At 70.1% G+C, this 26,339-nt stretch carries 29 protein-coding genes; 17 read left to right on the forward strand and 12 right to left on the reverse strand.

Annotated features, from left to right (window positions below; genetic code table 11):
* The first annotated feature begins 310 nt into the window (after positions 1-310).
* Positions 311-706: an RICIN domain-containing protein gene (locus ACH34R_RS16775; protein ID WP_397562343.1), complete on the forward strand. Its 396-nt coding sequence runs from the start codon at positions 311-313 to the stop codon at positions 704-706.
* A gap of 367 nt (positions 707-1,073) precedes the next feature.
* On the opposite strand, the gene ACH34R_RS16780 is transcribed toward ACH34R_RS16775, so the two are convergent.
* Positions 1,074-1,199 (reverse strand): hypothetical protein, encoded by a 126-nt coding sequence (locus tag ACH34R_RS16780; protein ID WP_397562344.1) that lies wholly within the window; start codon positions 1,197-1,199, stop codon positions 1,074-1,076.
* Positions 1,200-1,765: 566 nt separating this feature from the next.
* Here ACH34R_RS16780 and ACH34R_RS16785 point away from each other — a divergent pair.
* A complete protein-coding gene (locus ACH34R_RS16785; protein WP_397562345.1) occupies positions 1,766-2,314 on the forward strand; it encodes a hypothetical protein in 549 nt (182 codons plus the stop codon).
* A gap of 1,402 nt (positions 2,315-3,716) precedes the next feature.
* Complete coding sequence (locus tag ACH34R_RS16790; protein ID WP_397562346.1) at positions 3,717-4,355, forward strand: hypothetical protein; 639 nt, start codon at positions 3,717-3,719, stop codon at positions 4,353-4,355.
* A gap of 100 nt (positions 4,356-4,455) precedes the next feature.
* On the opposite strand, the gene ACH34R_RS16795 is transcribed toward ACH34R_RS16790, so the two are convergent.
* The gene (locus tag ACH34R_RS16795; protein ID WP_397562347.1) at positions 4,456-5,295 is read right to left on the reverse strand and encodes a TIGR03620 family F420-dependent LLM class oxidoreductase; all 840 of its coding nucleotides are present in this window, start codon (positions 5,293-5,295) and stop codon (positions 4,456-4,458) included.
* 196 nt (positions 5,296-5,491) lie between these two features.
* Between ACH34R_RS16795 and ACH34R_RS16800 the strand changes: the two genes are divergently transcribed.
* Entirely contained in the window at positions 5,492-6,673 is a 1,182-nt protein-coding gene (locus ACH34R_RS16800; protein ID WP_397562348.1) for a cytochrome P450, read from the forward strand.
* Here the strand turns inward: ACH34R_RS16800 and ACH34R_RS16805 are convergent.
* Positions 6,570-7,217, reverse strand: coding sequence for a MerR family transcriptional regulator (locus tag ACH34R_RS16805; RefSeq protein WP_397562349.1), 648 nt, complete (start codon positions 7,215-7,217; stop codon positions 6,570-6,572). The genes ACH34R_RS16800 and ACH34R_RS16805 overlap by 104 nt on opposite strands.
* Here ACH34R_RS16805 and ACH34R_RS16810 point away from each other — a divergent pair.
* From ACH34R_RS16810 to ACH34R_RS16820, 3 genes are read left to right on the forward strand one after another with little or no spacing between them, the layout of a single operon-like run.
* Positions 7,189-7,587: a VOC family protein gene (locus tag ACH34R_RS16810; RefSeq protein WP_397562350.1), complete on the forward strand. Its 399-nt coding sequence runs from the start codon at positions 7,189-7,191 to the stop codon at positions 7,585-7,587. The genes ACH34R_RS16805 and ACH34R_RS16810 overlap by 29 nt on opposite strands.
* 19 nt (positions 7,588-7,606) lie before the next feature.
* Positions 7,607-7,945, forward strand: a complete 339-nt coding sequence (locus tag ACH34R_RS16815; protein ID WP_397562351.1) for a YciI family protein — start codon at positions 7,607-7,609, stop codon at positions 7,943-7,945.
* On the forward strand, positions 7,942-9,147 hold the full coding sequence (locus tag ACH34R_RS16820; RefSeq protein ID WP_397562352.1) for an RNA polymerase sigma factor: 1,206 nt from the start codon (positions 7,942-7,944) through the stop codon (positions 9,145-9,147). The genes ACH34R_RS16815 and ACH34R_RS16820 overlap by 4 nt, the downstream gene beginning before the upstream one ends.
* A 19-nt stretch (positions 9,148-9,166) precedes the next feature.
* On the opposite strand, the gene ACH34R_RS16825 is transcribed toward ACH34R_RS16820, so the two are convergent.
* Both ACH34R_RS16825 and ACH34R_RS16830 read right to left on the reverse strand, forming a co-directional pair.
* The gene (locus ACH34R_RS16825) at positions 9,167-9,481 is read right to left on the reverse strand and encodes a sulfurtransferase TusA family protein (protein ID WP_397562353.1); all 315 of its coding nucleotides are present in this window, start codon (positions 9,479-9,481) and stop codon (positions 9,167-9,169) included.
* 120 nt (positions 9,482-9,601) lie between these two features.
* Positions 9,602-10,429 (reverse strand): universal stress protein, encoded by an 828-nt coding sequence (locus ACH34R_RS16830; protein ID WP_397562354.1) that lies wholly within the window; start codon positions 10,427-10,429, stop codon positions 9,602-9,604.
* Positions 10,430-10,686: 257 nt separating this feature from the next.
* Between ACH34R_RS16830 and ACH34R_RS16835 the strand changes: the two genes are divergently transcribed.
* A complete protein-coding gene (locus tag ACH34R_RS16835; RefSeq protein ID WP_397562355.1) occupies positions 10,687-10,971 on the forward strand; it encodes a DUF1540 domain-containing protein in 285 nt (94 codons plus the stop codon).
* Positions 10,972-11,278: 307 nt separating this feature from the next.
* Positions 11,279-12,709, forward strand: coding sequence for a hypothetical protein (locus ACH34R_RS16840; protein WP_397562356.1), 1,431 nt, complete (start codon positions 11,279-11,281; stop codon positions 12,707-12,709).
* 77 nt (positions 12,710-12,786) lie between these two features.
* Here ACH34R_RS16840 and ACH34R_RS16845 read toward each other — a convergent pair whose 3' ends face one another.
* Positions 12,787-13,143 (reverse strand): hypothetical protein, encoded by a 357-nt coding sequence (locus ACH34R_RS16845; RefSeq protein WP_397562357.1) that lies wholly within the window; start codon positions 13,141-13,143, stop codon positions 12,787-12,789.
* Between ACH34R_RS16845 and ACH34R_RS16850 the strand changes: the two genes are divergently transcribed.
* Positions 13,135-13,359: a nuclear transport factor 2 family protein gene (locus ACH34R_RS16850; protein ID WP_397562358.1), complete on the forward strand. Its 225-nt coding sequence runs from the start codon at positions 13,135-13,137 to the stop codon at positions 13,357-13,359. The two genes, ACH34R_RS16845 and ACH34R_RS16850, sit on opposite strands and share 9 nt — an antisense overlap.
* 217 nt (positions 13,360-13,576) lie before the next feature.
* Positions 13,577-13,894, forward strand: coding sequence for a hypothetical protein (locus ACH34R_RS16855; RefSeq protein WP_397562359.1), 318 nt, complete (start codon positions 13,577-13,579; stop codon positions 13,892-13,894).
* A gap of 315 nt (positions 13,895-14,209) precedes the next feature.
* Here the strand turns inward: ACH34R_RS16855 and ACH34R_RS16860 are convergent, their stop codons facing one another.
* Both ACH34R_RS16860 and ACH34R_RS16865 read right to left on the reverse strand, forming a co-directional pair.
* Entirely contained in the window at positions 14,210-15,454 is a 1,245-nt protein-coding gene (locus ACH34R_RS16860) for a PP2C family protein-serine/threonine phosphatase (protein ID WP_397562360.1), read from the reverse strand.
* A gap of 321 nt (positions 15,455-15,775) precedes the next feature.
* Positions 15,776-15,973, reverse strand: coding sequence for a hypothetical protein (locus ACH34R_RS16865; protein ID WP_397562361.1), 198 nt, complete (start codon positions 15,971-15,973; stop codon positions 15,776-15,778).
* Between ACH34R_RS16865 and ACH34R_RS16870 the strand changes: the two genes are divergently transcribed.
* Entirely contained in the window at positions 15,914-16,552 is a 639-nt protein-coding gene (locus tag ACH34R_RS16870) for a recombinase family protein (RefSeq protein WP_397562460.1), read from the forward strand. The genes ACH34R_RS16865 and ACH34R_RS16870 overlap by 60 nt on opposite strands.
* Here ACH34R_RS16870 and ACH34R_RS16875 read toward each other — a convergent pair.
* Positions 16,539-17,483, reverse strand: a complete 945-nt coding sequence (locus ACH34R_RS16875; protein WP_397562362.1) for an SDR family NAD(P)-dependent oxidoreductase — start codon at positions 17,481-17,483, stop codon at positions 16,539-16,541. The genes ACH34R_RS16870 and ACH34R_RS16875 overlap by 14 nt on opposite strands.
* A gap of 91 nt (positions 17,484-17,574) precedes the next feature.
* Here ACH34R_RS16875 and ACH34R_RS16880 point away from each other — a divergent pair, with 91 nt between their 5' ends.
* The 3 genes from ACH34R_RS16880 to ACH34R_RS16890 all read left to right on the forward strand — a co-directional run bounded on the left by ACH34R_RS16880 (position 17,575) and on the right by ACH34R_RS16890 (position 20,756).
* A complete protein-coding gene (locus ACH34R_RS16880; RefSeq protein ID WP_397562363.1) occupies positions 17,575-18,147 on the forward strand; it encodes a TetR/AcrR family transcriptional regulator in 573 nt (190 codons plus the stop codon).
* Between the two features lie 138 nt (positions 18,148-18,285).
* Positions 18,286-20,199: an amino acid transporter gene (locus ACH34R_RS16885; RefSeq protein WP_397562364.1), complete on the forward strand. Its 1,914-nt coding sequence runs from the start codon at positions 18,286-18,288 to the stop codon at positions 20,197-20,199.
* Between the two features lie 59 nt (positions 20,200-20,258).
* Complete coding sequence (locus ACH34R_RS16890; RefSeq protein ID WP_397562365.1) at positions 20,259-20,756, forward strand: hypothetical protein; 498 nt, start codon at positions 20,259-20,261, stop codon at positions 20,754-20,756.
* Positions 20,757-20,777: 21 nt separating this feature from the next.
* Here ACH34R_RS16890 and ACH34R_RS16895 read toward each other — a convergent pair whose 3' ends face one another.
* Both ACH34R_RS16895 and ACH34R_RS16900 read right to left on the reverse strand, forming a co-directional pair.
* Positions 20,778-21,251 carry an OsmC family protein gene (locus tag ACH34R_RS16895; RefSeq protein ID WP_111165515.1) on the reverse strand — a complete coding sequence of 158 codons (474 nt, stop codon included), beginning with the start codon at positions 21,249-21,251 and terminating at the stop codon, positions 20,778-20,780.
* 33 nt (positions 21,252-21,284) lie between these two features.
* Positions 21,285-22,895: an FAD-dependent monooxygenase gene (locus ACH34R_RS16900; RefSeq protein ID WP_397562366.1), complete on the reverse strand. Its 1,611-nt coding sequence runs from the start codon at positions 22,893-22,895 to the stop codon at positions 21,285-21,287.
* A gap of 191 nt (positions 22,896-23,086) precedes the next feature.
* Here ACH34R_RS16900 and ACH34R_RS16905 point away from each other — a divergent pair, with 191 nt between their 5' ends.
* Positions 23,087-23,785, forward strand: a complete 699-nt coding sequence (locus tag ACH34R_RS16905; RefSeq protein ID WP_397562367.1) for an IclR family transcriptional regulator — start codon at positions 23,087-23,089, stop codon at positions 23,783-23,785.
* 178 nt (positions 23,786-23,963) lie between these two features.
* On the forward strand, positions 23,964-25,145 hold the full coding sequence (locus ACH34R_RS16910; RefSeq protein WP_397562368.1) for a homogentisate 1,2-dioxygenase: 1,182 nt from the start codon (positions 23,964-23,966) through the stop codon (positions 25,143-25,145).
* An 84-nt stretch (positions 25,146-25,229) separates the two neighbouring features.
* Here ACH34R_RS16910 and ACH34R_RS16915 read toward each other — a convergent pair whose 3' ends face one another.
* Positions 25,230-26,336 carry a branched-chain amino acid ABC transporter permease gene (locus ACH34R_RS16915; RefSeq protein ID WP_397562369.1) on the reverse strand — a complete coding sequence of 369 codons (1,107 nt, stop codon included), beginning with the start codon at positions 26,334-26,336 and terminating at the stop codon, positions 25,230-25,232.
* Positions 26,337-26,339 lie beyond the last annotated feature (3 nt).

Here is a 26,339-nt window from a genome sequence, read left to right on the forward strand (position 1 = left end):
TTGGCAACAAAAGGGAAACATCTCATCACCCCACCGACGCCGGGCCCTGCACCAACCGCAGGACCCGAGAATTGGCCTCTGTGCGGCCCGGTCGGTTTCGGCATCCAAGCCATTCTCGACCGCGCCGGCCTGGCTGGAGCCGCCGTGGTGTCCAGCATGTCTTTCGGGATGACGTTGCCGGGGGTCTTCGGGGGATAGCCCCGGCTGTTCCAGCTCTTGGGTTTGTACAACCTGCTTGTCATCGGTTTCACGACCGGCAAGGCGGTTCTCGAATTCGGGTCAGCCCCGCGGCGCCACCATGATGGCTGCGGTGGCGGTGATCATTGAGAATCGACACGCGCCCGCCGCCGGCTTCTATCTCCAGCATGGGCAGAGCCTTCGCTGCCTGGACGGGAGCATTTCCCAGGGAGTTCGCCTCAACACCTGCAACAACAACGGCTACCAGATCTGGGCATGGATCTCCGGCAATCGGCTTCAGCATCAGCAAAGCGGACGGTGCCTGGACGGCAGCATCTCTCAGGGAGTTCGCCTCAACACCTGCAACAACAACGGCTACCAGAGTTGGCATCAGCAGACCAACGGCTACCGACTCCAGCATGGGCAGAGCGGGCGATGCCTGGACGGCAGCATTTCCCAGGGAGTTCGCCTCAACACCTGCAACTACGATGGCTACCAGATGTGGTTGCCGGTGAGAGACCCGGCGTAACCGGGACTGTACGGTTTCGGCTCTGCGAGATTCTTGCGGTGATGCCCTGTAGTGACCGATCACCATTTCAGGACCATCCTGCGGAGCAGGGGAAAACCTGCGCGGCCGAACATGAGCCGCTTGATCTCGATGACGCCCTCGACAGGCCCGTTGCTGTAGGACAGGGTGAGCCGTTGCGGACCGCGGCGGGGTTGAGGGTCACGCCCCGGATGAAGCTGTGCAGGTGGGGTAGGTCTCCGGCCTGCACAGCGATGATCCATTCCCCGAGGAGGGCGGTCATCTCGCCGCAGGTGCCGGTCATCTCGGCGAGGAGTGCGCTCTGGCCGCCGGACAGATCATCGGGCCGGGTGAGCAGCAGGCGGCTGATCTACTTGCCGGAGATCGCTGGCCGATCGGCTTCTTCCCGGCCTCGGGGGAGGTGGCAGTAGAACAGGTTGAGGTTGCAGGTGTAGCCCAGTGCCTTGATTTCCTCGAACAGGCGCAGGACCGGCACTCCCGGCGCGGTGGCGCGACGCCGCTCAGGTGGTCCCAGTAGGGATCGACCAGGCAGGATCGGTAACGCGGGGGCGCGCTTCATTCGCTCGGGCTCAGCCGTGCGATGTAGCGTTTGACCGTGTTGAGCGGCGACAACTGCAGTCGCCGGACCGTTTCCAGGGGTCCAGTGCTGTTGTCGAGCAGGCCGTGAATCGCCCGCCGGCGCTCATCAACGCCGAGAACCGGGTAATCATAGGTTCTTTATCAACTACTACAAGTACCATTAGGCGGGGCCAATAGTTGTGACGAATGCCCATTCGCCCGGGACGCTGGAGGAGGCAAAGGTCGTCAAGGGCCACTTCTCCATTCGTGCTGTCAATGCAAGGCGGAACTCGCTCCAGGACTCGATACCAGAGAAATTCTTCTCGGACTTCCGCGTCGGGCTAAGAAAACAGATTCTTGGTTCCTTGTTGGGGATTGGCGGTGGGCCCGAATGGAGATGAAGGCGTGGGGCGGGAAGCGATGGAGTGAGTCTTTCCGCCCATCTCCTGATGATATTCGACCTGTAGAGTATGGATGCCGCCCATGAGCTCATTGCCCATCGAAACCCAACGACACCTTATCGCTGAACACGGCCTCAAACCGTGGTTCTTCGCTCAATGGGTCAGCATTGAGGACCGCAACGAGGTGGCCCGGCGGCTACAGGTTCCGGAGAGATTGCGACATCCATGTGATTTTGAGACAGCGGTGCAGTCATACGACCCCCATGACGAGGAGAAATGGGTCTGGATCACCTCGCATGCCCCAGGCTGGACCCTTGTCCTGTTCCTCAGCGGTAGGATACCGCCGCCATCGGAGGCGCTCAGCATCGGTCGCCAGCGTGTCTTCGAAATATCCTATATCAGCGGGGTCGAAGAGCTCGATGAACTGCGCTACATCCACGACGGTGAAATCACCGGTGACATCTTCCAAGCAGACGAATATGCCGCGCACTGGGCGGATCTGCCGTACGACGGCATGATGTTGCCGGAGGAAGAACTGGAGCATTATCTCATCATCATGGGGAGGGTCACCGGACGGTTTCTCGACCGTGAATGCTTCTCGTCAGAAGGGCTGCTCTGCATGATTCCCTGATGCACGCGGGGGTGAACCAGTGGAAGGCAATGTCACCATGCCAAGACTCTTGAGGTCCCCACGCTCGGGATCGAGTCATCCACCATGCAGCGCACCCCTTTGGCGGTCAGCGCGTGCTCGAAGTCGCGGCCGTAGTGCCGCATGGTCGCGATGAGGTCCCGGCCACCTTGGCGAGGGCGGCTTGGTGATCCCACAGGTCGACGCTGATCAGGCCGGTGTCGACGATGCGGTAGACGGCGGTGTTCTTGGTGGTGGAGGTGTTGACGAAGGGCGCGCAGCGCAGGTCCCGGTTGACGTGGCCGGTGGCAGTGACCGGGGCGTTGCGCGGGTGGCGCAGAGTGTTGTGGATGTCCTTGCCCGCCTCGTTGAGCCATAGGGCGGTGGCGAACTGGTCGCGGGTTACACCGTTGGGGTACAGGGCGAGGGTGTTGAGCTGAGTCCAGGTCAGTTCCAGGGGACCGATCAGTGCGAGCCGGACGAGGTGGGGCCGGTATCGGCGGCGGGTTCGGGCTGGGGGAGCGGCATGGGGTACCTGCTGCCGGTGGTGGCGGGCTGAAGATCCGCAGGTAGGCGGCTGCTTCTTCGCTCCTAATGTCGGAATGCCTGGGTGTCGGCCAGCGGGTCGGGGCGGTGGTGACCTGGTGATCGTCGGCGGTGTGGTAAATGGTGCCGTTGGGTCAGGCGCCGAGCAGGAGGGCTCTAGGGATTCCCCTCGGAACAAATCAGCCGAATCTGAGTGGAGCAGGTGGTGTCGGCCCTTCCCGACGCTTGATCCGTTTGCGAACCAAGAAGCTACGAGCGAGGCGGTCACAGTGCGGGTGGCACCTGCGTCAGGGAACCCCTTGCCCTCGCACCTTGACGCATTCGGTTCGCACACCCGAGCATCAACGAGACCTGTCAGCCCGCCCTAGGAAAGCCTGGAGTCTGGAGCAGGCCGGGGGCCGGGCGCGGGATCTGGCTGTGGCGTACGGCGATGCTGGCGGAGTTGTGGCGGTTCGTGCCGGGAACGATGATGCGTTCCTGACCCGCGTGGTGAAGGCCCCGGCCTGGGGGCGAGGGCCCACGCCCGTCAACATCGCCGAATCGCCCATGGACGTTGGGATTGTTTCACCCCAATATTGAGGGCCGGCGAATGATCGCCGAGGGGATCGGGTCCGTCCTGTGGAACTCGGGCCTGCCCTTTTCCGCTCGCCAGGAGGCCGCCCGCTGGCGATCGCGGATAAAGCCGGGCCGGATTTCTGTTGCGGACAGGCCGCTGGCATTAAGGGCCTGACGGTGAGAATACCGGCGATGGACCGGCGTGGGCGGGCGATGTAGAACGAGGGTGCTCCGGTTCGATACCGGACGGCCTCGGCCCGGTGTACGCCCGGACGGCGCACCCGGCACCCCCCAGGGAGGACCAGTGAAACGCAGCCGATTAGCGGCCTGTCTGCTCGCCTTGCTCATGTCGCTGCTGTCTGCACAGGCAGGGCACAGCACCCCTGCCTCGGCCGAGGGATCCGGGAACTGCTACCCGATCTTCTGGGGAAACAAGATGGTGGACTGCGTCCCGATCCCGGTCGTGGTGGACGGCTGGTGCCGTGGTCCATGCCCGCCGCCGCCGTGCCTGAGCTGCCCGTGGGAGTTGGCGATCGACTTCCGCACCTACCCGGTACTGCCGCAGAGCCAGGAGTTCCAGTACGTCGCTGATCTGACCCTGGGGTTCCACGCGTTGCACGCGGCGTCGCAGGCCGGCGACACCACGAGCCGGAGCCGGCTTCGCGCAGAGGCGCTGGGCCACTTCCAACGCGGCGCGCGGACGCTGGGCAGGAGCCAGGTGACGGTGGAGCAGGTCGGGCTGTTGGACCGGGGGGCCGGCGCCCTCGGACCGCAGCCCGTTCCCTGGCTGGTGGCCGCCGGCAACGACATCATCGCCGGCATGAACTACCTCCGGGACGGCGGCTCGGGCCCGGGGCTGCCGTCGGGATCAATCCAGTTGGCGGTGCAGAAGTTCGACGATGCGCACTGGAAGTTCGAGACCTTGCCCGGAGCCGGTAGCTGAGACGTGCGATGGACCGCGGTGAGGTCGATTCCGGTACGGGAGGCCGGGCGTCGCGATGCCGCGGTCCATCGTCGCACGGGCGGCGCCACGCTGAACAAGGTCAGCCGATGAGGGCGTCGGCCAGGGCGTGCCACTGCGCGTACGGGACGGTCTTCGGGTCCGTCGGCTGCACGGCGAGGACGACCTGGTCGGCGCCCGCCTCCAGGTGGCGGCGCAGGCGCGCGGCGACGGCCTCGATGTCGCCCCAGGCGACCAGCTCGTCGAGCAGGCGGTCGCTTGGCCCGGCGATGTCGGCGTCGGTGAAGCCCATCCGGCGCAGATTCTGCGGATAGCCGCCGACCTTGGCCAGGAAGCGGATGGAGTCGCGGACGGTGTCCCTGGCCCGTCGCGGATCGCTTTCGAGGACGACGTACTCCATCACGGCCAAGATCGCCTCATCGCCCAGGATCCGCCGGGCCTGCGCGGTGTACTCAGGCGTGACCAGCAGGGGCAGCGCGCCGGCCGCGCGGTCGCGTGACAGTTCCAGCATCCGCGGGCCCAGCGCCGACAGCACGCGGGCGCCGGCCGGGACCGGCGGGTCGGCGGCGTCCAGGTGGTCGAGGTAGGCGTTCATGTCGCGCAGCGGGCGGGGGCCGTGCACCCCGCCCAGCCCGGTGATAAGCCGCCCCGGATCGGTGGACTCCAGGTCGCGGCGCAACGCCACCACCTCCTCGGCGGCGTACACCTGGGCGGGGATGATCGCGCTGCCGACGCGGACGGTCTCGGTGGCCCGGATGACGTCCCGCAGCGGGTCCAGGGTGGCGAGCTGGCCGCCGGCGATCCAGATCGTGGCGTAGCCGAGCCGCTCCAGCAGGGCGGCGTCGCCGAGGTGGCCGCCGTCGGCGCGCACGTCCAGGGTCACGCCGATGGGCCCCAGGTCGCCCCGGCCGAGCTGTGTCATCTGTCTGCCCCTTTCGTGGCGGAAGTCTGCACCGGATGACTGCGACGTTAATTTCTCAACCTCACTTGAGGTCAACCGGCCGCCACTCCGGCCGCCTTCCGCGCCGCACGGAGGTGTCAAACTGACGCAGATGTGACATCATCATGACGTCAAGATGGTGTCGAGCACACCTCTGCTCCCGAAAAAGGTGATCGAAATGCTGGAGTACATCCCCGTGGCCCGGCTCGTCCTCGCCCGGGACCCGGACCGCCCCTTCGATCCGTCCGGGGAGCTGGCCCGGCTGCACAAGGAGCGCCCGCTGGAGCGGTCGGCCTTCAGCGACGGCCATCCCCTGTGGGTGGTGACCGACCGCGCGCGGATCCGCGCGATCTTGGCCGACCCTCGCTTCAGCATCCGCTACGACGTGCTGCACCAGCCCGGCGGCGGCACCATGCCGCCGGCCCGGCCCGGCGACGTGACCGGCCTGGACGCGCCCGAGCACACCCGCTACCGGCGGCTTTTGACCGGCGAGTTCACCGTACGGCGGATGCGCAGGCTCACCGACCGCATCGAGGCCGTCACCGGGGAGCGGCTGGCCGAAATGGAACGCCTCGGCCCACCGGCCGACCTGGTGGAGGTCTTCGCCCGGCCCATCCCCGCGCTGATGATCTGCGAACTGCTCGGCGTCCCCTACGCCGAGCGGGAGCGGTTCGAGGACGACGCGATCCTGCTGACCGGCGGCGACGCCGACGCCGAGACGGCCAACGCGGCGGGCGCCGCCCTGTACGTGTACCTGAGCGAGCTGGTGGCCGCCAAGCGGGCGAACCCCACCGACGACCTGCTCAGCGGCCTGACCAGGAGCGACCTCACCGATGACGAGCTCACCATGATGGGGCTGGTACTGCTCGGCGCCGGCCTCGACACCACCGCCAACATGCTCTCGCTCGGCACGTTCGCGCTGCTGCAGAACCCCGCCCAGCTCGCCGCGCTGCGCGAGACCCCCGCCATCGCCGACGGCGCGGTGGAAGAACTGCTGCGCTACCTCAGCGTGGTCCCCTTCCTGACCCGTACCGCGCTGGAGGACGTGGAGATCGACGGCCAGGTGATCAAGGCGGGGGAGAGCGCCCTGCTCGTCATCTCCACGGCCAACCGCGACCCCGGGCACTTCCCCGACCCCGACGTCTTGGACCTTCGCCGCCCGGCCGGCGGGCACAACGCCTTCGGCCACGGCATCCACCAGTGCCTGGGCCAGCAACTGGCCCGCGTGGTGATGCAGGTCGCCTACCCCGCGCTGGTCACCCGCTTCCCGCGGCTGCGGCTGGCGGTGCCGGCGCAGGAGGTGCCGCTGCGGGAGAACGCGGTGATCCTCGGTGTGCAGAAGCTCCCGGTCGAGTGGTGATCACGGGATGGCCGGCGAGCCCGCGCGGGTCGCCGTCACCGTTCACCCGCCGCCCCGGGGCGCATACATGATCACCGCCATCCCGGCCAGGCGGATCAGCGCGCCGATGACGTCCCACCGCGAGCGCGGTACGCAAGAAGCCGGTGAAGGCGGCCGGCTTTCCGGCGCGGGCCTCGGCGGCCGCCTGCCGCGCCTGGACGCGCGGTCGCAGGTCGGCCTTGACCTGGGCGCATGGTCCGGCCTCCCACGCCGTGAGCAGCTCGGCGATCTCCTCCAGCGGTGGTCCCAGGTGCTTGGCCTCGCCGATGAACGCCGGCCGGGCCACCGCCTCCGGGCCGCAGGCGCGATACCCGGCCGCAGTGCGCCCGGCGGGCAGCAGCCCGGTCCCCTTGTAGAGGCGCAAGGTCGTGGCCGGGACACCGTCAAGCCTTGAAGGTTCCCGGCCGGGGATGTCGTATCGGCGGTCCCGCCGATCGTCTTGGAGGTGAGAGCACAACCGGGACAAGGAGCCGGAAATGAACCCACGACTGAACACGATCGCCATGATCGTGTCCGATATGGATGCCTCAATGGCCTTCTACGCCCGGCTCGGGCTGGAGTTCACGATCGACCCGCGTTCGCCCGAGCACGCCGGATGCGACCTGCCGGGCGGGCCGCATGTGATGCTGGACACCGAGAAGTTTCGCACGCCGTTCCTGCCGGGCTGGAGTGCGCCGGGCGGCGGGCCGCGTACGCTGCTGTGCTTTGAGTTCGACACCCCGGCCGGGGTGGACGCCAAGTACGCCGAGCTGGTCGCCGCGGGCCATCGCGGGATCGCCGAGCCGTTCGACGCGTTCTGGGGGATGCGCTACGCGACGGTGGCCGACCCCGACGGCAGCGGCGTGGACCTGTACGCCGCGCTCCCCGCACGCTGACCCGCGAAAGGATAACGATGTGAAGTACGTGCTGATGTTCGTCGAGACCGAACGGTTCGCCCGGGAACTCCAGGCGATGGGCGAGCTGGAGCAGCAGGCCGCCTACGCGGCGGTGGGCCGCTGGTTCGCCGACAACGCCGACAAGATCACCCATCACACGCATCTGGCCCCCGTGCACACCGCCACCACCATGCGGCTGGACCAGCCGGAGCCGGTGATCACCGACGGGCCCTACCTGGAGGGCAAGGAGGTGGTCAGCGGGTTCGCCGAGGTCGAGGTGGCGGATCTGGACGAGGCGTTGCGGCTGGCCCGCACCTGGCCGGCCTGCCCGATCGTGGAGATCCGCCCCGTCTCATGAGCGAAGCCGTGCCCCGGGAGGTGCTGGCCGGTGTGGTCCGCGAGCACGCGGGCCGGCTGGCGGCGTCCCTGGTGTCGCTGCTGGGCGACTTCTCCGCCGCCGAGGACCTGGTGCAGGACGCGGTGGAGACCGCGCTACGGCGCTGGCCGGTGGAGGGCGTACCGGACCGGCCCGACGCGTGGCTGTTCACCGTGGCCCGCCGGCGCGGCCTGGACGTACTGCGCCGCGAGTCCAACTACCGGGCCAAACTCGCCCGGCTCACCTGGCCGGGCCCCGCCCCGCCGGATGACCGGCTACGGCTGATCTTCACCTGCTGCCACCCCGCGCTGTCGCGCGGCGCGCAGATCGCCCTCACCTTGCGGGTGGTGTGCGGGCTGTCGGTGGCGCAGATCGCCGCGGCGTTCATCGTGCCCGAGACCACGGTCGCCCAGCGCATCACCCGGGCCAAGCGGAAGATCGGCGAGGCCGGCATCCCCTACCGCGTCCCGGCCGACGAGGAACTGCCCTCCCGGCTGGGCGAGGTGCTGGCGGTCATCTACCTGCTGTTCAACGAGGGGTACCTGTCCAACACGGCCGAACGGGCCCAGGCGCGCGACCTGGTAGAGGACGCCGAGTGGCTGGCCGCGCTGCTGGCCGGCCTCATGCCCAAGGAGCCGGAGGCGGCCGGGCTGCTGGCACTGATCCGGCTGCACCGGGCCCGCGGGGCGGCCCGCTTCGACGCCCGGGGCCGGCTGGTGCTGCTGGCCGACCAGGACCGCGGCCTGTGGGACCGGCAGGCCATCGCCGAGGCCACGGCGCTGCTCACCCGTGCCGCCCACGCCCACCGCAGGCCGGGGCCCTACCAGCTCCAGGCGGCGATCGTGGCCTGCCACGCCGAGGCGGCGACCTTCGCCGACACCGACTGGGCGCAGATCCTGGTGCTGTACGACATGCTGCTGCACCTGGCGCCCTCACCCGTCACCCGGCTGCACCGGGCCGTCGCCGTACGCTACGCGCAAGGCCCGGCGGCGGCGCTGGCCGAGCTGAACGCCCTCGGTGACGCCCTGGAGCGCTACCCGCTGTTCCATGCCACCCGGGCCGAACTGCTGCGCGACCTGGAGCGCCACGAAGAGGCGCACCGGGCCGATCGGCGGGCGCTGGAGCTGACCGCCAACCCGGCCCAGCAGGCGCTGCTGGAAGAACGCCTGCTCGGCTGGGACTGAGCCGCGGTCTCACGGCGGCTCAGGAGTCGGCGACCTGCCAGGGGGCCTGGGCGCGCGTCGGCCGGCTCTCGGCCTCGACCCGCACCGCGTAGGCGGCGGACGCGGGCGGCAGGGGGCCGGCCTGCACGGGCCCGAGGTAGGTGTGACCGGTCAGATGGCACCAGGCGGGCAGGTCGATCGGGGCGGCCGGATCACTGGCGATCAGGTGGACGACGCGGCCCGGTTCCAGATCGGCCACCAGGCGGCGCAGCTCGATCAGCAACAGCACGCAGCGGCGGTCGCCGCCGTCCAGCACCACCGGATCGCCGGGCACGGCCGGGTGTGCGCCGCTCATGCGGCCCCCGGCGCGCCGGTGCGCGACCGCTCGCCCGCGATGGCGAACGTGTCGTCCAGTTTCGCCTTGCCCACCGGCCCTCCTGGTCCATCAGTTCATGAAATAGCGTACTAGTGTGCGCTACGGAGTCCGGCCGGGCCCGCCGTGGACGACCATCAGCGGGCAGGGCGACTCGTGCAGCAGCGCCTGGCTGACCGATCCGATGATCATGCCCGCGAAGGTACCGTGCCCGCGCGAGCCCACCACCAGGAGATCCGCCCCGGTGGCGGCCTGGCGCAGGGCGCGCACCGGGTGGTCGTGGACGACCTCTTCGATCACGGTGATGCCCGGGTGGCGTTCGCGGTGGCGGTCCAGGGCCAGCGGGTCCCGGCCGGCGGGGGTGCGGGGATCGCCGGCCCAGGGCGGGTTGCGGGCATGGACGGCCCGTACGGTCGCGCCGCGCAGGTCCGCCTCGGCGAAGGCGGCGTCCAGCACGGGCTCCGCGGCCGGGGAGCCGTCGGCGCCGGCGACCACCTCGCCCCTGGGCAGGGTGGGAAGTTCACGGACCACGACGACGTCGCAGGCGGCCTGCCCGGCCACGCCGTAGGCGACCGAACCGACCAGGAACCCACGGACCGCGCCGAGTCCGTGGCTGCCGATGACCACCAGTGCGGCATCCGCGGATGCGGTGGTCAGCGCGGTGCGGGGATCGCCGGGCAGCAGCGACGTGCTCAGGTCGATCGCGGGGCGTTCGCGGCGGGCACGGTCGGCGGCGGCGGCCAGCACGCCGTGGCCGCCTTCGCGCATCCAGGCGGCGACCTCGGCGTAGCGGCCGGTGGTGGTGTCGCACGCCCATTGCGGGATGGCGTGGACGATCTTCAGCGGCGCCGCGCGCAGGGCGGCCTCCCTGGCCGCCCAGCCGGCGGCTTCGAGTCCGGCGTGTGAGCCGTCCACTCCGGCGATGATCATGATGTCTCCTCCAAAGCCCTCCAATCACAGATCTGCCCAGCTCAGGGCCCTATCGACGCCCGGGGTCGCAGCGGCCTACGCCGATGCCCGCCCGATGGTAGATCACCGGGCCCCCGGAGCCGCGCGGCCATGGGGAATGCTAAGACTTCACCTTTGTTCCATGGGCTTCGGAGTGGACCGCCGCAGGCCAGGGCAGCATTTTCTGAGCGGTTCCAGGGGGACCGCCCACCGGCTTTGCCTCACTACGGGGAATTTCCATGGAAATGCCTGTCATCAACGCATGCGAAGTAGAAGAGTGCGCCTACAACACCGAGGGCGCCTGTCACGCGCTGGCCATCACCGTGGGCGACGTCCGGCATGCCCACTGCGACACCTTCTTCAGAACTCCGGCCAAGGGCGGCGATCCCCTGGGCATAGGTCAGGTCGGTGCGTGCAAGATGGCCGACTGCCGGCACAACAGCCAGTTCGAGTGCCATGCTCCGGGGATCAGCGTCGGTTACGTGGAGAGCGCTGCGAACTGCCTCACCTATTCGCAGGCCTGAACTCGGGCGCGGGCCCGTCGAGGCACGGCGGGCGCGGTACGGCCCGGCGCGCGGCGTCAGGGGATAACACAACGCGTTACGCGAGAACTCGATCCATTTCGCTACGATATGCGCCCTTGACAGCACTTCACGTCACAGATCATGGTGGAGTCGTTCGTTCCGGCGGTCTTCGGCCCGGAGTGCGCCGCCCCCAGCATTTCCCGAGTGCGAGTGGAGGTCATCGCAGCGCGCGCATCGCCGGCCACACGCCGTAGTAGGTGCACCACAGAAAGTACCGATCGGCTTGCACGGCAGAAAGGACTTTTACGTGGCGTTATTCCAAAACCCCGTTCCCGGCGGCTGCGGGCAGCGCATCGCGCTGGTCAACGGCAGCTTCGAGCAGCCCGTACTCGACAGCGACATGGCTTTCCTGCCCGACGCCGCACAGAACCAGCCGAACTCCGTGCCCGGCTGGCGCACGACCGCCACCGACCACGTGATCGAGGTCTGGCGGGACGGCTTCAACGGGGTGCCCGCCGACGACGGCAAGCAGTTCGCCGAACTCAACGCCCACCAGGTCTCCACGCTCTACCAGGATCTGCCCACCACTCCGGGCACCACGCTGTACTGGCGGTTGTCGCACCGCGGCCGGCTCGGTGCGGACACCATGGCCCTGGACATCGGGCATCCGGAAGACCCGGTGGAACAGGCCCGGATGACCGACGGAAACGACGCCTGGGGGCACTACTCCGGGAAGTACACCGTCCCGGCGGGGCAGACCATCACCCGGTTCGCGTTCCGCTCGGTCTCCGCCGCCGGCGGCAACAACAGCATCGGCAACTTCCTGGACGGCATCGCCTTCGGGACGGCCCCGTGCGTGGTCCTCACCAAGACCGCCGTGCCCGGGGGCGAGCTGGAGGTCGGCGAGACCATCACCTACCGGATCACCGCCAGGAACGAAGGCGGCTCCCCTGCCGCCCGGCTGGTGCTCACCGACATCGTTCCGGAGGGCACCCGCTACGTCCCCGGCAGCCTGCGGATCATCGACGGTCCCAACGAGGGAGGCAAGACCGACCGGCCCGGCGATGACCAGGCGCACGTCGATGAGGCCACCGGCCGGGTCACCTTCAACCTCGGCGCGGGGGCCACCGGCTCCGCGGGCGGCACCCTCGCCTCCACCCTGGAGGCACCCGAGGGCAGCACGGTGGAGTTCCGGGTACGGATCGAGCGCGCGGCGGCCGGGCGCACGATCGAGAACCAGGCCACCGCCACCTACGACAACGCGCTCGGCGACGAGGCCGAGCACCTGACCTCCACCTCCAACCCCACGACCACCAAGATCGCGCCCCTGGCCGAGCTCAAGCTGGTCAAGGCCGCCGACCGGGTCAAGGTCACCGTCGGCGAGGCCGTCGCCTTCCACGTGGCCGTCACCAACACCGGCCCGTCGGACGCCACCGGGGTCATCGTCACCGACCCGCTGCCCGATGGGCTGGCCCTGATCTCTGCGGCTCCCGGCGCGGGGGCCTACGACGCTGCGGGCGGCACCTGGAACGTCGGCGCCCTCGGCGTGGGCCAGAGCGCCACACTCACGCTGCTGGCCAAGGTCACCGAGCCGGGACCGATCCGCAACGCCGCCACCGCGACCGCGAACGAGGCCGGTCCGACCGGCGACGCGGCCGACGAGGTGACGATCTGCGCCGTCCCCGCGGCGCCCTGCCCGCCGCCCGGCGGCAACGGCTGTCACAGCCGACCCTGCTGAACGGGCAAGACCAAGGTCCGACTCCACCCGCGGACCCCTCAAGGGCCGCGGGTGGAGCGCTCCCACGACGCCCGGGTTCAGGTGGCCAGGCGGGCGAGCGCGGCGGCGCTCGGGCCGCCCGGCTGCGCGGTGTAGAGCACCAGCAGCAGACCGGTGCCGGGCACCAGCAGGATCTGGCAGTCCAGGTCGAGTTGGCCCAGCTCGGGGTGGTACAGGCGTTTGCGCAGCGTCGCTACGGGCCGTACGTCGTGCTCGCGCCGGCTCGCCGCGAACTGCGGGCTGTGCGCGGCGTACTCGTTGACCAGCTCGCCGAGCCCGCCCTCCGCGCCGGGCGGGGCCGAGCAAGGCGCGGCCGGCCAGGTAGCCGCGGACCGCCTCGCGGATACCCCGAGCGGATGGACGTACGCGAGATGGCGGCGCTCACCGTGCACCACACGCGACAGCCGGACACCATCGTGGTGGAGTTCACCGCCGGCGGGCGAACGGTGCGCACCGGCGAGCCCTGCCGCCTGGACTACATCACGGTGATCACCGTCCAGGACGGCCTGATCACCCGCTACCGGGACTACTGGAACCCGCTGGCCGCCGCCTCGCCGGCCGGGACGCTGCCCGACCTGCTCGCCGCGCCGCACCCGGCGGCGGCCCGATGAGCGGCGTACTGGTCACCGGCGGCACCGGCAAGACCGGCGGCCCGCTGGTGGAACCGCTGCGCGGCAACGGAGTGCCGGTCCGCGTGGCCGCCCGTACTCCGCCCGCCGGTGACCCCGGCGCGCTCCGGTTCGACTGGCACGACCCGGCCACCCACCAGGCCGAGCAGCGCGGGATGGACCGGGTCTATCTGGTGCCCCCGCTGAACGGGTCGATCCGATGCCGCTGGCCGGGCCGTTCCTGGACGAGGCCGAGCGGCTCGGCGTGCGCAGGGTGGTGCTGCTCGGCTCGGCCATCGTGCCGCCGGACGCGCCCGGCGCGCTGGAGCTGGCCGCGCGGGTGCGGGCCAGGCCCGGCTGGGTCGTGCTGCGCCCGTCCGGTTTCATGCAGAACTTCCTGCGCCCGCACCCGCTCGGCGCCCTGATCCGCCGGCCCGGCGAGATCCGCACCGCCTCCGGTGACGGCCGGCTGGGCTGGATCGACGCGCGGGACAGCGCTGCTGACCGGCCCCGGCGCCGATCCCGGCGACCCGCGTGACCACCTGCTCACCGGCCCGAAGGCGTTGAGCTACCGGGACGCGGCGGCGATCATCACCGTCCGCACCGGCCGCCCGATCCGGGTGGTCGACGTCGACGCCGAGGCGGTTGCGGGCGACTACCGGGCCGCCGGGGTGCCGCCCTGGCCGCCCTGGCCGCCGTGGACGCCGGCGCGACCCGGCATCCCGCGAGCAGGACCCTGCCGACGGCGAGTAGGGCACGGGTGGCCGGTCGGGTGCCGCGCGGGGGCCTGGAAGCGCTGTCCAGCCCTCCTGCAGCTAGATATCCAGTGGCTATGACGGTTCCGTTCAGACCGTCATAGCCAATCCAGCGTGGCGAGATGGTCGGCGGTGCCGCCGCACCATTCGATGAGGAAGATGGTTGCGTCGTCGCTGGTGAACCCGCCCCTCTCATGCTTGAGTGTGTGGGACAGGTTTCGGGCCATGTGCTGCACGCCTTGTGTGGTGGGCCCGACGCGCTCGATGATGTCGATCATGCGTTCTTCGCCGAACGGTTCGTGACCTTTGTGATGTTCCTCGACGAGGCCGTCGGTATAGAACATCAACCGGTCGCCCTGCTGAAGATCCATGGAGGAGATCAGTGGTTCGGCGCCGCCGAAGCCGACCGGTAGCGTCCCTGGGTGCTCCAGCACCCGCACGACTCGGTGGCCACGGATCAGCAGTGCCGCCGGGTGACCGGCGTTGACCCACTGCAGATGGCCTGTTCCGATGTCCAGGCGCATCATCTGCGCGGTGACGAACTGGTCGGGGCCGAACTGTTCATCAATAGCTCTGTCCATGAAGGAGTACAGCTCGGCGAGGCCGACATCTGCGCGTCGGGCATGCCGGTAGGCGCTCACGGCGACGGTCGCCAGCACGGAAGCGTTCAGGCCGTGGCCCATCGCGTCGATGATGGCCAGATGCAGGATGTCGTCGTTGAGGGCGTAGTCCAGGCTGTCCCCGGCGACGTTGTAGGCCGGCTCCAGGATGCCGGCGACAGAGACCTGCGGGGTGTTCATCGACAGCGGCGGCAGCAGCGACCACTGGATCTCCGCGGCCAGGCTCATCGGCTGGCGCCGCCGGGCCTGGAAGAACTGGTCGGTGTAGCTGTTCTTGGTCACCAGCATGTCGGCGACCAGACCGGCCAGCCGCCGCAGCAGCCGCCGGTCGTGGTCGTCGACCATGTCCAGGGTCAGGGCCATCACCCCGACCTCGTCGCTTCCGTCCAGCAGCGGCAGATATATCCGCACGCCGTCGTCCTGGACGTCCTCGACCGTGGCCAGTGTGAGAAAGGCCTCGCCCGCCCGGGTACCGTCGATCGGGAAAGCCTCGCCGACGGTGAGCCCCCTGCCCGGCAGTGGAACCAGTTCGAGCTGCTCGTAGCACTGCAGCAGGACCGACACATCCCGGCCACCGATCCGGCGCACCTCCTCGGCCACCAGCGGAGCGATGAGCTGCGGCGGCATCTCATGAGCCCGGTCCAGCAGCTGTCCCAGCAGCCGCTCGCCGAATCCCTCCGACCGATCCACCGCAACCCTGCGTTTCGACCGCTCCTCCTGCACCGCTGCTTTCCTCTCGCTCGCCCGACAGCCCGCCCAGCTTTACGGGCCCTTGTAGAGGGGGGATTGCTCACCCTTATACCCCTCGCCGGGAGTCCGATCGGCCCACTCAGCCATGGTCTTGTCCTGATCACCGATTTGGCCGTAGGCGTGTCCGGCGATCTTGTAGCGCGGTTCGGCCTTGGCCCGGTTGCTTTGCGGCCTGCCATCGGAGGCGGGGGCTGGGAGGCGTCCACGAGGACGACGGTAACCCGAAGGTCGGGGCCCGGCCCCTGTGAACCGTTCGGCCGGCGTTCAAATAGAGAATGCGGCCATGTCGACGATCTAGAGCCGCATGCCGGCCCGCTGGCCGCCTTCCCTGCCCGCCGCAGCGAGATCCGCATCGGCTGCGCCCGGGTCTCGATCGGCGGGCAGAACCTGGAACGCCAGCTCGACGCGCTCACCGCCGCCGGCTGACGGCGCATCTTCCACGACAAGAAATCCGGCAAGTCCACCGAACGGCCCTGGCTCAAGGTCTGCCATGCGTTCCTGGCCGAAGGCGACACCCTGGCCGTGCCGTCCCTGGACCGCTACGGCCGCTCCCTCGCCGACCTCATCACCATGGTCGGCGAGCTGCGCCGCCGCGAGATCGGGTTCACCTCGTTGCACGAGAACCTCGACACCACCACCCCCGGTGGCCGCCTGGTCCTCCACGTGTTCGCGGCACTGGCGGAGTTCATCCGGGAACTGATCGTGGCCGGCACCCGCGAGGGCCTGGCCGCCGCCAAGGCCCGTGGCCGCACCGGCGGACGACCCACCATCGTCACCTCCGCACTGCTGCGCGCGGCCCGCGACATGCTGCCCACCCGGAGCACTCGATCACCTCGATCACCTCGATCACCTCGATCACCAAGTTGCTGGGCGCCTCCACGGTCCGATGCCCTTTCGGGGCGGAGCACATCGGCTGCGCAGCTCGCCGTCAGCCGCCGGCCATCCCCGCACAAACCAGCAAGATCAATCTCACCGCCAGCGGCTGTACCGCTGCCACTCAACCTCGGACATGGTCAGCACGGCGGTGCTGGACACGCAGGCGAATGGGCGAGCGGCGTCAGGGACGCGTGAAACCCGGGATCGGGTCCAGGCCGGTCAGGCCGGCGGTGAGGTCCCACAGACGCGCCGCGAGCGTGGTGTCGGCCAGGTCGCCGCGGACCGGTTCGAGGACCGGCCGGCCGCGGAACCCGAACACGCGGGGCCCGTACAGCTCGCCGCCGTGCACATCCGGGTCCAGGACGGCCCGGACGGCGGGCCAGGCCGCGGCCTCCTTGCCCTGCAGGAGGAGGGCGGCGGGCAGGCCGCGCAGCCGCTCCCCGGCGGTGCGGACGCGGACCGGCGGGCGCGAGGGGGTGAGGGAGTCGAGCGCGCCGCCGGGGTGGGCGACCACGCTCACGGCCGAGGCGCCCACCGCGCGCAGCCGGCGGTCCAGCTCGAAACCGAAGAGCATCTGGGCGAGCTTGGATCGCACGTAGGTGCGTTTGGGCCGGTAGTCGCGCGTGCTCTGCGGATCGGCCAGGTCCAGGCTTTCGGACTTCGCGGTGAAGCTGCCGGTGGTCACCACGCGGCTCGCGGGCGCGGCCGCCAGCAACGGGGCGAGGTGGGAGACCAGCGCGAAGTGCCCCAGATGGTTGGTGGCGAACATCAGCTCGTGGCCGGCCGCGGTCTCGCGCCGAGGCGGCCGGTCCAGCAGCACTCCGGCGTTGCAGACGACCGCGTCCAGCCGATCCAGCCCGTCCAGCCGCAGCGCGCCGGCGCAGGCTTCGACCGAGGCGGGGTCGGCGAGGTCCAGGCGGATCTGGCGGACGTCCGCGCCGGGGAGGCGGGCGCGGATCGCGACCCGCGCGGCCTCGGCTTTGCCGGGGTCGCGGCAGGCCAGGACGACGGTCGCGCCGGCGCCGGCGAGCTGTTCGGCGACGAAGTATCCGATGCCCGCGTTGCCGCCGGTGACCAGGAAGTTCTTGCCGTCGGCGCGCGGCGGGCGGCCTACGTCCCAGGACATGTGCATCTCCGTTCGACACGTATCTAGACCGACTATGAAATCATAATCACTATAGATTCAGATGCATTCCAGATTACGGTACGATGAGGGCATGCCGACGACGGGACGCCGCGAGCGCAAGAAGGCACAGACCCGCCGGGCGTTGTCGGAGGCCGCGCTGCGGCTGTTCGGCGAGCGCGGCTACGACGGCGTCACCGTCGCGCAGATCGCCGACGAGGCCGATGTCTCCATCGCCACCCTGTTCGCGCACGTGCCGGACGGCAAGGAAGCGCTGATCTTCGACGACGGCGACGAACGCGGTGCCTGGCTGGTGGCCGCGGTCCGCGAGCGCCCTCCGGGCATGCCGGTGCTGGAGGCCCTGCGCCGCTGCCTTGCGGCCCGGGGGCCCTTCGCCGGAGACCTGCCGCCCGACCTGCGGCGCAAACGCGACCTGATCGTCGGCACGCCCGCCCTACGGGGCTACTCGCGCAAGCTGTGGATCGCCGCCGAAGGGCCGCTGGCCGAGGCGATCGCCGCCGAGAGCGGTCGCGACCCCGCCGACCTGACCGTGCGCGCCCTCGCCCGCTACATCCTGGAGGTCCCCGAGATCGCGGGCGCCGAGCCCGACCCGATGGCCGCGCTGCACGCCATCTTCGACCTCCTGCAATCCGGCTGGGCCGAGTGACCCGCAGGCGGCCGGGCCGCCTGCCGGCTCCACGCTGACGAATATTGACGTTTTCTTGACGCCATGATCACGCGGGACGCACCTGCGGGCTCAGTAGCGTGCATTCGTCTTATCTGTGCCAGTAGCGGAGGTGACTCGGTGGCCGACGCGCTTCCGGAGCGAAGGATGCGGCGCTGGCTGCTGAAGGGTCTCAAACGCCCCGAAGGGCTGACCAGCGCACCGCCCGAGGAGGAGGCTCCCGAACATCAGCACTCCTGGTGGCAGGTCATGTGCCTGACGGGCGTGGACTACTTCTCCACGCTGGGCTACCAGCCGGGCATCGCCGCGCTGGCCGCAGGCGCGCTCAGCCCCATCGCCACGCTGGTCCTGGTGGCGCTGACGCTCTTCGGCGCGCTGCCGACCTACCGGGCCGTGGCCGGGCAGAGCCCGCACGGGCTCGGATCGCTGTCGATGCTGGAGCGGCTGCTGCCCGGCTGGCGCGGCAAGCTGCTGGTGTTGTTCCTGCTCGGGTTCGTGGCCACCGCCTTCATCGTCACCATCACCCTGTCGGCGGCCGATGCCACCGCGCACATCCTGCACAACCCGTTCGTGCCGCACTTCCTGGCCGGATGGCAGGTACCGATCACCCTGGTGCTGATCGCGGCCCTCGGCGGGGTGTTCCTGGCGGGGTTCAGCGAGGCGATCTCCGTGGCCGTCGTCCTGGTCGCCGTCTACCTGCTGTTCAACCTGATCGTGGTGGGCACGGCGGTGGCGCACGTGCTGGCCGCGCCGGAGCGGGTGGCAGGCTGGCAGAACACGCTGAGCACCGACTACGCCAGCCCGATCGCCATGGTCGCGGTCGCGCTGTACGTGATGCCGAAACTCGCCCTGGGCCTTTCCGGCTTCGAGACCGGGGTGGCGGTCATGCCGCTGGTCAAAGGCGACCTCACCGAGCGGGTCAAGGGTGCGCGCAAGCTGCTGACCACGGCCGCGCTCATCATGAGCGTCTTCCTGATCACCTCCAGCCTCGCCACCACCGTGCTCATCCCGCCCGCCGAGTTCGCCGAGGGCGGGGCGGCCAACGGCCGCGCGCTGGCCTACCTCGCCCACCTCTACCTGGGCGACTGGTTCGGCACCGCCTACGACCTGTCCACTATCGCCATCTTGTGGTTCGCCGGCGCCTCGGCGCTGGCCGGCCTGCTCAATATCGTGCCGCGCTACCTGCCCCGGTACGGCATGGCCCCCGACTGGACCCGCGCCTCGCGCCCCATGGTCCTGGTCTTCACCGCCATCGCCTTCGGCATCACCGTGTTCTTCGGCGCGGAGGTGGAGACCCAGGGCGGCGCCTACGCCACCGGCGTGCTGGCCCTCATCCTGTCGGCCGCCGTCGCGGTCACCCTGTCGGCCCTGGTCCGGCGCCGCACCCGGGCCGCCGTCCTGTTCGGGCTGATCACGCTGGTCTTCGCCTACGCCGCCGTCGCCAACATCATCGAACGCCCCGACGGGCTGGTCATCGCCCTGCTGTTCGTCCTGGCCATCGTGGCGGTCTCGCTCATCTCCCGCGCCACCCGCTCCACCGAACTGCGCGTCACCCGCATCAGCCTGGACGACGCGGCCCGCCGCTTCATCAACGAGTCGGCCGAGATCTACCTGATCGCCAACGAACCCCACGGCCGCGACGCCAAGGAGTACATCGACAAGGCCCGCGAGGCGTGGGAGCTGCACCGGCTGCGCACCGCAGAAGGGCTCCTGTTCCTGGAGGTCACCGTTCCCGACGCCTCGGAGTTCGCGGGCGAGCTGCGGGTCACCGGCGAGGAACGCCACGGCTTTCGCATCCTGCGCATGCACAGCACCACGGTCGCCAACTCCATCGCCGCCCTGCTGCTCCACCTGCGCGACCTGACCGGCAAGACCCCGCACGTCTACTTCCACTGGGCCGCCGAAGGCAACCCGATCGGCTCCCTGCTGCGCTACCTCGTCTTCGGCGGCGGCGACATCCCGCCGCTGACCCGCGAGGTCCTGCGCCAGGCCGAACCCGACGCGACCTGCCGCCCCATCGTCCACGTCGGCTGAGCGGGCGGGCCGCGAACCAGATCGCCTCTTCGGTCGTCCAACGGGGCATGAGCATGCACATGATCGCCCGTCCTGCCCTTGCCACGCTGGTGGCGGCGGGCCTTGCCACGGCCCTGGCCGCGGGCCCCGCGCACGCCCAGGCCGTGCGCCCGGTGTTCGGGCCGACCGGCTTCGCGGGAGTGAAACTCGGGGTGAGCGCCAAGGCCGCCAAGGCCGGTGGCAAGATCACCTACAAGCAGGGCGGCGCGCCGGGGTGCAGCGGCTGGGACCTGAAGGCCTATCCCACCGGCCGCGACGCCGTCGGCCTGTACATATCCAAGAAGCGCGGCGTCGCGGTGATCTTCGCGCCCAAGGGCGTCAAGACCAAGGAGGGCATCGGCCTGGGGTCCACCTACAAGCAGATCAAGAAGGCCTACCCCAAGGTGAAGAGGGCGGCCGGCGGCTTCCCGTACGTCACGGTCCCGGGCAACCCGAAGGCCTACTACTCGTTCCTGATCGGCAAGGGGAAGGTCTACGAGATGGCGCTGGGCCTGCACACCCAGGACTGCGTCAACTGATCAGCCCGCCGCCGGGGAGGGTCAGACGGTCTCCAAGGCGGTGGTGATCTCCACACAGCCGCCGATGGTCCGGGCGATGGGGCAGTGCCGGGTGTGCCGGTCGTGGGCGCGTTCCACTTCGGCGCGGTCCACGCCCTCGGCCAGGCGCAGCCGGTAACGCACGTGGACGGCGGCGATCCGCAGGACCCCGCCGTCCTTGACGATGACCCCCTCGGCGTCGGAGGTCAGCGCGCCGTCGGTGGTCGGCTGGCCGAGCCGCGCCAGCATGCCCGACAGCGTGCCGGTCAGGCATCCGGCGGTCGCGCCGACCAGGTAGTCCAGTGTGGTGGCGTGCGGCTCGATGGTGTCGAGCGGCACCTTGTAGTGCTCGGCCACCCCGCCGTGCATGCCCATCGGCACCTGCCCGTCCAACGGCACGGTGACCAGCTTGGTACGCCCGGGCGCGGCCTGCACGCTCACCCGGGAGATCTCGGCCACGGCACTGCTGTCGATCATGATGCTGCTCCTTGTCGTAGACGGGGGTGGCGGTCAGCCGGCGGCGTTGGACGCCTGGGCGGTCAGCGCGCCGAAGTCGACGGGGGTGCCGTCCAGCGGGACGACGGCCGCCACATAGCAGTCGGGGCGCACGAGGTAGACGACGTCGTGCTCACCGGCGTAGATGTCCCACATCTCATCCGACAGCACGGTGAGCACACCGGCCCCGCTGGTGGCGGGGGCCAGGATGGAGCGGCGGACCCAGGCGGGGGCCGCGATGGCGTCGAGTTCGGTGCTCAGGCCGGAGACCAGGCCGTTGCGGCCGGGCACGGCCAGCAGGGTCACCTCACCCGCCATCGCGGCGCGCAGCGTGGTGGTACGGCTGCCGTCGACGCAGCGCAGGTCGGGCAGCGGCGCACCGGGCCGCACCCGGGGAGCGGGCAGCAGGGCCGGGGCGGTCAGCGCCGAGTCGTGGTAGGGGAAGGGCTCGTACAGCTTGCCGCAGTCCACCCGGTGCGCCTGGCCGGGGTCCGCGAGGGCCGCCGCGAGGGCGGCGTCGCGCACCTGGCGGCCGGACTCGTCGTCGGGGGTCATGAACTTCATGGACGCCCCGGTCACCGCCAGGTTGTGGTCGGCCGCGGCGGCCCGCTCGGCCTCGTAGCTGTCCAGCAGCGCGGGCCCGGCCTTGCCGTTGAGCACGAACCCGAGCTTCCAGGCCAGGTTCTCCGCGTCCTCCATGCCGCTGTTCATGCCACGGGCGCCGAACGGCGAGACGACGTGGGCGGCGTCGCCGACCAGGAACACGCGGCCACTGCGGAACGCCGAGGCCCGGCACTGCTGGAAGGTGTAGGTGTTGCTGCGGACCACGCGCACCGGGTGGTCGCCGATCACGGTGGCGATCCGCGTCTCCACCCGTCCGGGCTCGGTGAGCGTCTCGGCGTCGGCGTCCAGCGGGATCTGCCAGTCCAGCCGCCACAGCTTGCGGGTCACCCCGTGCATGAGCACGATCCCCTCGGGGTGGAAGGGCGGGTTGAACCACAGCCGCCGCTCCCGCTCGAAGGGCAGGTCGGCCTCGAAGTCGGCGACCAGGAAGCGGCCCTTGGTCTGCCAGCCGTCGAAGGTGATGCCCAGGCGGCGCCGTACGCCGCTGCCGATGCCGTCGGCCGCGACGACGTAGGCGCCGGTGTAGGTCTCGGGCCCGTCGGGGCCCACCGCGGTGACCCGCACGCCGGAGTCGTCCTGCTCCAGGCCGCCCACGGCGCGCCCCAGCCTGATGTCCACCAGGCCGGTCGCGAGGGCCGCGTCGTAGAGCATCTCCTCGATGCGGAACTGCGGGAAGTTCACGAACGGCGGGTAGATCTCCTCGCCGTGCGGAGGGAACCTGAGCTGGAGTATCTCCTGGTCACCGTAGTATGTGCGACCAAGCGACCAGCTCGCTCCATCATTGACGATCTCATCCGCCAGGCCGAGGCGGTCGTACAGCGCGAGGATGTCGCGCTGCACGGTGACGGCCCGCGATTGGCGGCAGCTCGGCTGTTCACGGCGTTCCAGCAGTACCGAGCGCACGTTCTGCCGGGCGAGCAGGAGCGCGGTGGCCATGCCAACGGGGCCCGCGCCCACGATGACCACGTGGGGGGAAGAACCTGAGTTGTCCGGCAGAACCATCGCCACCTCCGACTTGACCGATATTCGGTTATTGTGACCGGCTATTGCACATAGCGTGCCTTGTTCGCGGCCGGACTTCAAGGGGTGCGGCGCGACTCGTGTTGGCGTAGGACCGCGCAGTGCGCGATAATCGCTCACAGGCCCCGATTTTCGACAGACAGTAATCCCGTCGTTTCTCCTGGGAGTGAGCCGTGACCGAGGAACCAGCCCGACCTGGCGAGATCGCGCAGACGCTCGATCGGGGGCTGCGCCTGTTGGAGATCCTCGCGGAGGCGGACCCGGACCAGGGCCTGTCGCCGACCGAGGCCGCCGCCCGGCTCGGTGTCCACCGTTCCATCGCCGCCCGGCTGCTGGCGACCCTGCTGCGCCGCGGCTTCGTCCGGCGTACCCGTGAGGGACGGTACCTGCTGGGCATGGGCCTGTTCACGCTGGCGCGCCAGGTGTCGCAGAATCTCATGGTCGTGGCGGGGCCGTTGCTCACCGAGATCGCCGAACGGCTCGACGCCACCGCCGTCATGCACGTGGCCGACGGGGACGGCGCCGTCACGCTGGCCTCGGTCGAGCCCAAGCGGGCCAGCTTCCACATCGGCCTGCGCACCGGCTCGCGCCACCCGCTGGGCACCGCCGCCACCGGCATCGCCATCCTGGCCGGCCGCCCGGCCGAGGCCGGCGAGCGCGACAAGGTCGCCCAGGGACGCAAGCAGGGGTACGTGGTCACCACCGGCGAACTGGTCCCCAACTTCACCGGCATCGCCGCCCCGATCGTGGTCAACGGCTGGTGCGACGCCAGCGTCGGCGTGGTCATCCCCAAAGAGCGCAAGCATGACGAGAAGGTGCTGGCCAGCGAGGTGATCGCGCTGGCCAGGAACATCGCGATCGGCCTGACCTGAGCCCGCGCCCGCGCCGAGCGCGGGCATCAAGGCCCCGGAGCCCCGAGCGGGCACCGGGGCCTTTTCGCGTCTCCGGGCGATTGACAACCATCCTTCCCGTGCGCGAGGATCGCCGATATACGAACCTTGTAACCGATAATAGAACACATACAAAACTCGATCTTGGATTGAGGTGGGCATGGTCTACTACAGGCGTCTGGGAGAGGTGCCGCGTAAGCGGCACTCCCAGTTCCGCGGCGCCGACGGCGCCCTCTACCACGAGGAGATGCAGGGCGAGGAAGGGTTCACCTGGACCCAGTCGTTCCTGTACCACCGCAAGATCCCGACCGCCATCACCGCGGCCGAAAGCCACGCCGACGGCGGCGGGCCGCTGCGCCCCAACGACCCGCTGCTGCCGCGGCACCTGCGCACCCACGCGTACAAACCGGGCGGGGACCCGATCCTGGACCGGCGGGTCCTGATGGGCAACTCCGAGGTGACGATCTCCTACGTCGCCGCCGACACCGACAGCCCCCTGTACCGCAACGCGGTCGGCGACGAGCTGGTCTACGTCGAGTCCGGCTCGGCGGTGCTGGAGTCCTCCTACGGCCGGATGCCGGTCGGCGACGGTGACTACGTGGTCATCCCCACCTCCACGACGCACCGCTGGCGGCTGCTCGGCGATGAGCTGCGGCTGTTCGTGGTGACCGCGTCCGGAGGCGGGCACATCCGGCCGCCCAAGCGGTTCATGTCGCCGTTCGGGCAGTTCCTGGACGGCTCGCCGTTCAACGAGCGCGACATCCGCGGCCCGGAGGAGCTGACCTCCGCTGAGGGACCGGCAGAGGTCTACGTCAGGCACCGGCGCGGCGTCACCCGTTACAGCTACGCCTTCCACCCCTTCGACGTGGTCGGCTGGGACGGCTACAACTACCCCTACGCGCTGTCCATCCGCGACTTCACCCCCTCCACCGGCGCGCTGCACCTGCCGCCGCCGACCTACATCACCTTCGAAGGACCGGGCTTCGTCATCTGCTCCTTCGTGCCGCGCATGTTCGACTACCACCCCGACGCGGTGAAGGTCCCCTACAACCACGCCAACGTCGACTCCGATGAGGTGCTGTTCTACTGCGGCGGCGACTTCATGAGCCGCGCGGGCACGGGCATCGGCATGGGGTCCATCTCCCTGCACCCCGCCGGCTACATCCACGGCCCGCAGCCGGGCAGCGCGGAAAAGAGCCTGAAGGTGGCCAGGACCGAGGAGTACGCGGTCATGGTGGACACCTTCCGGCCGCTCGACCTCGGGCCCGACCTGAGCGAGGCGGAAGACCCCGGCTACGCGTGGTCATGGGCCCGCGGCGCCGGCGTCGACGTCGGCGGGTGACCGCCCGCCCGGTCTCGCCCAAGGGCCCCGCGACCACGGTCGCGGGGCCCTTCGCCGTCCGGAGCGCGAGCGGCCCCAGGAGCCTCAGGCGGCCGGTGTGCGGTCGGCGGCCACGGGACGGCGCGGCGTCAGCGCCTTGCGCGCCCGGGTGGCCAGCGCCGCCAGCCCCTTGGGCTCGTAGAACAGGATGAGCACGATCATCCCGCCGTAGAGGATCTGCGCGACGTAGGCGGGCCCGAAGTCGGACACCGCGCCGCCCATGCCCGGGATCGCCTCGCTGTAGCGCTGCAGCAGCAACGGCAGCGAGGACACGAACGCCGCTCCGGCGATCGCCCCGGCCACCGACGCCTGCCCGCCGATCACCACCATCGCCAGGTACTCCAGCGACAGGAACAGGTCCCAGTACTCGGGCACCACCCGCTCGAACAGCAGCGCCAGCAACACCCCGGCCAGGCCCGCGTACACGCTCGACAGCGTGAAGGCGACCGATCGGTACCGGGCCACCCGCACGCCCAGCGCCGCCGCGTGCACCTCGCCGTCGCGGATCGCCGCGAACGCCCTGCCCACCCGGCTGCGCAGCACCAGCACGGCGAACACCGTGGTCAGCGCCAAGATGAGCAGCGTGACGTACCACCCGCGCTCGGCCTGGCGCAGCGGCACCCCGAACAACGACAACTCCGGCTCGACACCGAACACCTGGAAGGAGCCGATGCTCAGCTCCGGCACGTTGCGCCCGTTGTAGCCGCCGGTCAGCGGCTCGGCGGTGAACAGCACGTGCTGGCCGATGAACACCAGCGCCAGCGAGGCGACACCCAGATAGATGCCCTTCAACCGGCCGGCCAGCGGGCTGAAGGCCAGCCCCGCCAGCCCGGCGAGCGCCACCGCGACCACCGCGGCGGGCAGGCTGGGCAACCCGAGGCCCCAGGAGTCCTCCGTCGCCGGGGAACTGAGCCAGATGTACCCGTAGGCGCCCACGGCCAGGAAGAACGAGTGCGCCAGGGAGAGCTGGCCCACGCGCCCGACCAGGATCATCAGCCCGACCGCGCCGATGGCGGCGGCGAAGGCGAAGGACCCGAGGTTGAGCCAGAACCGGTCGGCGTACAGGGGGATCGCCAGCAGGACCACGACCGCCACGACCGCCACGGGCACCCGCCAGCGGACGCCCGCACGCCCCTGCTTGGAAGAGGTCAACGC

The organism is Spongiactinospora sp. 9N601, assembly GCF_044326295.1.
Classification (GTDB): Bacteria; Actinomycetota; Actinomycetes; order Streptosporangiales; family Streptosporangiaceae; genus Spongiactinospora; species Spongiactinospora gelatinilytica.